The sequence below is a fragment of the Burkholderia sp. SIMBA_062 genome (assembly GCF_046534765.1).
GTDB classification, from domain to species: domain Bacteria; phylum Pseudomonadota; class Gammaproteobacteria; order Burkholderiales; family Burkholderiaceae; genus Burkholderia; species Burkholderia ambifaria.
The window spans coordinates 1-1,104 of sequence record NZ_JAWRYD010000089.1 but is presented as its reverse complement, the minus strand read 5'-3'; the positions used below and the strand labels follow the sequence as shown (position 1 = coordinate 1,104).

Below are 1,104 nucleotides of genomic sequence, written 5' to 3'. Positions count from 1 at the left end.
TCAAATCTGAAGTGCAACACTTTCGTCATCCGTTAATGTCCGCGAATGGCAAAGAAAACGTACCAACAACTGCAACCTGAAGAACGTATGCGAATCGATTTCTGGCGGGCCGAAGGCTTGAGCGTGCAGGCGATCGCCCGCAAGCTCAATCGCTCGCCGTCGACAGTGAGCCGAGAACTGGCTCGCCAATACACAATCGAACGGTCTGTACTGTCCGCTTGTTGCGCAAGCGTCCCGCAACACCCGACGGCAGACGGCCCGCCCCGCGCCGAAGCTCGCACCGGATTCGGTGCTGTGGGGCGTCGTATGCGAATTCTTGCGCGAAGAACAGTGGTCGCCCCAAGAGATCGCAGCTACCCTGAGACGCGTGTTCCCTGACGATCCGAGCCTGCATGTGTCTCACGAAACGATTTACAACGCCATCTATGCTCAGCCTCGCGGCGAACTGCGCCGTGAACTGATCGCCTGTCTGCGCCAGCATCACAACAAGCGCTTGCCACGTTCGCGCGGCACGGATCGACGCGGGGGCATCCCCGATATGGTCAGCATCCACGTGCGCCCGCCTGAAGTCGATGATCGACTCATGCCCGGACACTGGGAGGGCGATCTCATCAAGGGTGCCGAGAACAAATCGTCGATAGCCGTGTTGGTCGAACGCATGAGCCGCGCGGTGCTGCTGGCCAAGATGCCGGACGCGACTGCCGTGTCGGCGCTGTCGGCCTTCACGACCAAATCGCAATCGATCGTCGAGCCGTTGCGCCAGACGCTGACTTACGATCAAGGTCGCGAGATGGCACGCCACGCCGAACTGACGGCCGCAACCAACGTGCGCGTCTACTTCTGCGATCCGCATAGCCCTTGGCAGCACGGCACTTGCGAAAACACCAACGGCCTGCTGCGGCAGTACCTGCCCAAGGGAACCGATCTGTCTGTCTACTCTCAAGAAGACCTCGACGCCATTGCCGACAAACTCAACACTCGACCGCGCGCCACGCTGAACTGGTACACGCCTCTAGAAATCCTTGCTCAGATCCTGGCTAACCTCACGGGCCGGGCACCCGTTCACTAACCCGCGAGGTGTTGCACTTCGCTCTTGAAACCGCC

Annotated in this window: 1 pseudogene; it reads left to right on the top strand. The window is 60.2% G+C overall.

Annotation, left to right across the window (positions count from 1 at the left end):
- Positions 1–45: 45 nt before the first annotated feature.
- A pseudogene (locus SB786_RS35475) lies at positions 46–1,069 on the top strand (IS30 family transposase).
- The last annotated feature ends 35 nt before the right edge of the window (positions 1,070–1,104 follow it).